Source organism: Streptococcus huangxiaojuni (assembly GCF_040930515.1).
Lineage (GTDB): Bacteria > Bacillota > Bacilli > Lactobacillales > Streptococcaceae > Streptococcus > Streptococcus huangxiaojuni.
This window is the reverse complement of record NZ_JBFQEG010000046.1, coordinates 1-4465: the sequence shown is the minus strand read 5'-3', so window position 1 is coordinate 4465 and position 4465 is coordinate 1. Positions and strand designations below refer to the sequence as shown.

The 4465-nt window shown below is 40.3% G+C and carries 4 protein-coding genes; all 4 read left to right on the top strand.

Going from position 1 to position 4465, the window contains the following annotated elements:
- Positions 1 to 1505 (top strand): hypothetical protein (locus tag AB3329_RS11525; RefSeq protein ID WP_368396302.1); only part of this gene is annotated, 1505 nt, incomplete at its 5' end.
- Positions 1498 to 2136 carry a TipC family immunity protein gene (locus tag AB3329_RS11520; RefSeq protein ID WP_368396301.1) on the top strand — a complete coding sequence of 213 codons (639 nt, stop codon included), beginning with the start codon at positions 1498 to 1500 and terminating at the stop codon, positions 2134 to 2136. The genes AB3329_RS11525 and AB3329_RS11520, both read left to right, overlap by 8 nt.
- Positions 2137 to 2362: 226 nt before the next feature.
- Positions 2363 to 3817: a T7SS effector LXG polymorphic toxin gene (locus AB3329_RS11515; protein ID WP_368396299.1), complete on the top strand. Its 1455-nt coding sequence runs from the start codon at positions 2363 to 2365 to the stop codon at positions 3815 to 3817.
- Positions 3807 to 4316 carry a hypothetical protein gene (locus AB3329_RS11510; protein WP_368396298.1) on the top strand — a complete coding sequence of 170 codons (510 nt, stop codon included), beginning with the start codon at positions 3807 to 3809 and terminating at the stop codon, positions 4314 to 4316. The genes AB3329_RS11515 and AB3329_RS11510 overlap by 11 nt, the downstream gene beginning before the upstream one ends.
- Positions 4317 to 4465: the final 149 nt, after the last annotated feature.

Genomic DNA, 4465 nt, shown 5'->3' with positions numbered 1-4465 from the left:
TAGAGGGAGAAGCTTACACCAATGTCAAAACCTACGGCAGTACCGTCGTCACTCCGCTGGCAAAAGGGTTTATTCTCTTAGCTGATGCCGCTAAGACGGATACCCAGCTTCTGCCCGACCGTTACCGCTCGGATGTTGGCAGTGAGGATCTGGATGAGGATACGCTAACGGCGCAGATCAGTGCCTATCAATCTACGATCGATGCCAATAATACGACATTGGGGAAGATGGAGGCAGATGATCCCAACAAGTCCTCTGTGCAGTCGGCTGTAAACGACGACACGGCAGAGAAGGGGAAGCTGGAAGAAAAGCTGAGGAAGCTTAGGGAGTACGATGCGGCTTCATCAGGTTTTTTTGATGATATTGCGGACTTGGAGACTAATATCAATACGGGTTTGTCTCAGCTCCAGACAGACGTTGCTGCTTTTAATGGCAGCTTTACTATTCCGAGTAAGAAAGCATTGAACTGGACAAAGGCCATCAATACCAAGTGGGAAAAACGGACCCTAGTCATGAATTATGTTAATACCTATGGGTTTGATATTGAGACAGCCAAGCAGATTATTCAGGTGAAGCAGGGGATTGATAAGAAATTTCCGGATATGTCTCAGGAAGAGAAGGATTACCTGCTATTGCTTCTGCTAGGGCAAACTACTACAGAATATGATAATTTTCTTTGGCATAACACGGCAGGAAATTTTCGTGATTATTTTAATAACGTTTCTGATGTAGAAGATGCATATAAAGAATTAGGTTTAACAGATGAGGAAACTAAGAAATTAGTTTATAATCTTCGTATTCAGCATGAAGTCACTTCTGGTGCCTATGATGATTATGAGCATTTATCTTCTGAGCAAAGAAAAAATTTTAAAAAAAGTGCAGAAGAAGCATACGGCATAACGATGACAGACACAGAATTTCAAGAATTTTGGAACGAAAAATATTCTAGTTTTAGAGCTAAAGGGAATGATGAGGAAACCTCAAAAGGAGTTCCCGGTCCTGGTAATAATGCTGATTTTACGCATCAATCAATGACTATGGCCACTCACTTAAAGCCAGATTTTGCTTTGGCTCATTTATTAGGTGGAAAGGATAACGCAGAAGATTTAGCCGGTTGGGAAGGTGATACAACTACAAATGCAGAGAAAACTCCTAGTATTGGTAATGATGACTATAAATCTGATTTGGATTCGGTTAATATTGTTGAAAGAATGAAGAAAAATAACCAAAGCTATCTAGAAGCAAGTAATGATTATTATCATGAACTTGAATCAGGTAAAACTAACCGTGCGGATGAGTTTACGAATCATCAAAGCCTTGATGAAGTTAAGGATACAATTTTTAGAAGTCTAGTTCCTCAAAAAGTTTATCAAATTGCTCCAGATGTTTGGGGAACAAAAGATAGAACAGAAGAAGAAAGTATGACTTATCTTAAGGAGAATTACCCAGAGTCTTATAATTTTATTAAGAGTTTAGAGCAAAGTAAAGGAGATCTTAATGAGTAAACAAAAAGGTTATTTAATAAAAAAGGTTCTCCTTCTTGCTGCTTTACTGCTGATATGTTTAGGAGGTGTAGTGACTGCTATGAGTTGGGGTACTAGAAAAGAAAATATTTTTGAAGAAATGTATTACAATGAATATTACAGTGCTACTAAATGGTTTTTTTATCCTAAATTTGCTTGGCGAAAGGCTGAGAATATTGCTGGCCAAGAGGCAACTACTCTAAATTCAATGAATGAGACGAATGAACAATACCAGGCGGATGCTGTTTCAGATCAATTAGAAAAACTAAACCTCTCCTTTCGTTTTCCAGATGGGGAAGCAAAGAATGGGACTGTCTCTATTTTGATGGTATTCAAGTTATCTAATTCTGAAAATGTACATGTGAATTATCTCTATTCTTTAAAAGAAAAGACATTGGTACAATCAATTTCTGAATTCATTGATCATCAGGAATTGACGAATAAAGAGATAATACAATCTAACCTTAAAGCAGCTGGTAGCAGTTTGGAACAGATAGAACAATTGGGTAATAATTTTTTAAAGCATACAGTTCTTAAGGATTGGTGTTCTGTTTATGATAGCCGTTTCTCAGTTGATGACTGGGGTGATGTCAAAGTAGTGACGAAGTGGTAAAGAACGGTGATAAAGCTATTTAAGCGAAATCGGAGATTTTTGGCTCATCGCCATTTTCATACGGATTTTTAAACAGCCGTTGTATCTTGGTGGAATTGAACACGGCCTAAACGCTGCGAGAAAAAGGCAGTCCTCCCTTGAGTCTTTAGTGACTCGGCGGTCAGGCTCCTATTTTCTCTTTGCGTTTTTAAACGGCCTTTGTATCTTATGAAAGGACAATGATTTTATGGTCAAAATGGTCTTAGGCAGTTCAGACAGCCAAGCTTCTTCAGTAGCCAGTCTGGCTGACAATTATACTTCAGGCTTTAGCAGTATCATCAGCGCTATAGAGAATCTAGCGAATGCGGATGGCTTAGAAGGCGAGGCTTACACCAATGTCAAAACCTACGGCAGTACCGTCGTCACTCCGCTGGCAAAAGGGTTTATTCTCTTAGCTGATGCCGCTAAGACGGATACCCAGCTTCTGCCCGACCGTTACCGCTCGGATGTTGGCAGTGAGGATCTGGATGAGGATACGCTAACGGCGCAGATCAGTGCCTATCAATCTACGATCGATGCCAATAATACGACATTGGGGAAGATGGAGGCAGATGATCCCAACAAGTCCTCTGTGCAGTCGGCTGTAAACGACGACACGGCAGAGAAGGGGAAGCTGGAAGAAAAGCTGAGGAAGCTTAGGGAGTACGATGCGGCTTCATCAGGTTTTTTTGATGATATTGCGGACTTGGAGACTAATATCAATACGGGTTTGTCTCAGCTCCAGACAGACGTTGCTGCTTTTAATGGCAGCTTTACTATTCCGAGTAAGAAAGCATTGAACTGGACAAAGGCCATCAATACCAAGTGGGAAAAACGGACCATAGTCATGGATTATGTTAATACCTATGGGTTTGATAGAGCTACTGCGGAAACTCTTTATAAGCTGCAAGAAGGAATTCTAGAAAAAGCTGATAAGGAGAATTGGAGCAATAAGAAAGTTTTGTATGAATATAACCGACTGATTGCTTCCTTCGCACCAGACAGCTATGTTTCCACTCGCTGGAAAGCGATTTGCGGAACAGAAGAAAAGGAGGAACGGGATAAGCTATGTAAAGAATATGGATTATCAAGCGGAGATATCGAGACTCTTGAAAAGGGAATTGTAACACAACATACAGATTCCGAGGTTTCCAAGGACTTTGCCCACGAGGCGGTTCAGATTGCCGCTTTTACAGAGGAGAGCTGGGATTTTATTTCAACAGATAATGCGGTTCATAACTTATCCCATATAGTTAATGAAGGCTTAGAACATGAGGAAATCTCTTTTAAAGGTGATGTGGATTCTGGGCGATACAGCGACTCAGATTTTAATTCTGACTTAGATGCTATTAATTATTATAAACGGGCAACTGCAGATAAGGCCGACAGAGATGATATTTTTACGATTGGTGCGGACTATAATTCCGGTATTTCTGATAACAGTATCAATCGTGTCAATGAATTTTATGACAATTACGATTATTCTGGTATTATTTTTGGCTGGGGCAAGAAATCAGGTGAAGATGTTGTGGAAGATATTATTGAAGACGAAACTATTGGAAGCAACCATATTTCGTCACCGTATAGCGATGACGAAAAAGAAAAGCATAAAAAAGATTTCTATGATTATTTAGAACGAGGAGAGAAGAAAAATGTCAAGTAAACGAAAAAAACACCTTATTCTGAGCATTTTTATGCTTCTCCCTCTTTTAGCCGGAGGACTGCTTTGGGGTTATCTCCACTATCAATCGGGCGCTTTTCAGAGAGCTTATGAGCACGGCAACACCTATGAGCAGCTGAACAGTTTAATGAACACCACCCGCTATGCGGAAGCAGTTCGACAAGCTGGTTATGACGTTGATAACTATGGCCTTAAGATGAATAATCGGATTGATAGTTTAACGACTAAGACGAAACCTGCGGTTGTCATTAGTGTGCCGACAAAGAGCGGCGTGTTTGCTCGTATGGATATTAATGCAGATGAGGATCTTATGCTGGAATTTGATGAGAGGATGAAACTGAAGACTATTGTTTATGGAAAAGGTGGTGAAAATCTACACAACAATGAAATTCCCAAAGACGACCGCGATAAGTATGAAGCATTTGTCCGTGAAGCCATGGAAAAGACGATTGAGGACATTCATGACAGTATGTCTCGTTAGACAATGGAGGGAGGAATAATAATATGGTCAAAATGGTCTTAGGCAGCTCAGACACTCAAGCCTCATCAGTAGCCAGTCTGGCTGATAATTATACCTCAGGCTTTAACAGTATCATCAGCGCTATAGAGAATCTAGCTAATGCGGATGGT